We start from the raw sequence: 1,011 nt of genomic DNA, 5'->3' as shown, positions 1-1,011 counted from the left end.
GCTTGACCTTGCCGAGCTCGTCCATCAGACCGGTCTTGGTGTGCAGACGGCCGGCGGTGTCGATCAGGACCACGTCGACGCCGTCCGCGATGCCCCGTGAGACGGCGTCGAAGGCCTTCCTCGTCGCACAAACCGACGCCGGCCTCACACGTATCCGCAACGTGCGACTCGACGGAATCCGTATTCAGATCGTCGACGACCGCGATGCCACCCTGCGCGTACTGAGTCGCGGTGTCCGTCGGGCCACCCTTGCTGACAGTGAGCACTTTCAGCCCCCGCAGAGAAGCGGTGCGCGCAGCGGTGAGGCCCGCAACACCGCCTCCCACGACGACCAGGTCGGCATGAGCCTCCCAGGCGAAACGCCCGGCAGGACTGGTCACTCGCCGCCGCCCGGATTACCGATCTCGATCATGCGCTGCACCGATTTCTGTGCGCGCTTGGCCATCTCGAGATCGACGTGGACCTCGTCCTTGCCCTCGAGAAGGCAGCGAAGCAACGCGGCTGGCGTGATCATCTTCATGTACGGGCACGACGCGCGGTCGTTGACGGCCTGGAAATCGACGTCGGGCGCCGCCTTGCGCAACTGGTGCAGCATCCCGATCTCGGTCGCGACCAGAACCTGCTTGCTCTTGGTGACGCGGGCAGCGTCGAGCATTCCGCCGGTGGAGAGAATCTTGACCTTGTCCGCGGGGACCGCGCCTTCACCGGCTAGGTACAGAGCCGAAGTAGCGCAACCACATTCAGGGTGCACGAACAGCTCGGCGTCGGGATGCGACTTGGACTTGGCCGTCAGCTCGTCGCCGTTGATGCCGGCGTGCACGTGGCACTCACCAGCCCAGATCTGCATGTTGGTACGGCCGGTCACGCGCTTGACGTGCGCTCCCAGGAACTGGTCGGGCAGGAACAGAACCTCGCGGTCGGGATCGATCGAGTTGACCACGTCGACGGCATTGGACGACGTGCAGCAGATGTCGGTGAGACCCTTCACCTCCGCCGTGGTGTTCACGTACG

1 protein-coding gene and 2 pseudogenes are annotated in these 1,011 nt (G+C 64.9%); all 3 read right to left on the bottom strand.

Annotated elements, in window-relative coordinates; genetic code table 11:
* Positions 1-115: pseudogene (locus ABT116_RS50555) on the bottom strand (hypothetical protein); the annotation flags it as partial.
* 61 nt (positions 116-176) lie between these two features.
* Positions 177-326 (bottom strand): annotated as a pseudogene (locus tag ABT116_RS50550) (FAD-binding protein); the annotation flags it as partial.
* A 50-nt stretch (positions 327-376) separates the two neighbouring features.
* Positions 377-1,011, bottom strand: a 635-nt coding sequence (locus ABT116_RS50545) for a quinolinate synthase (RefSeq protein WP_351648641.1), incomplete at its 5' end; no start/stop codon positions are given.

The organism is Streptomyces sp. NPDC002130 (assembly GCF_040296465.1).
Taxonomy (GTDB): domain Bacteria; phylum Actinomycetota; class Actinomycetes; order Streptomycetales; family Streptomycetaceae; genus Streptomyces.
This window is presented reverse-complemented; position numbering and strand designations above follow the sequence as displayed.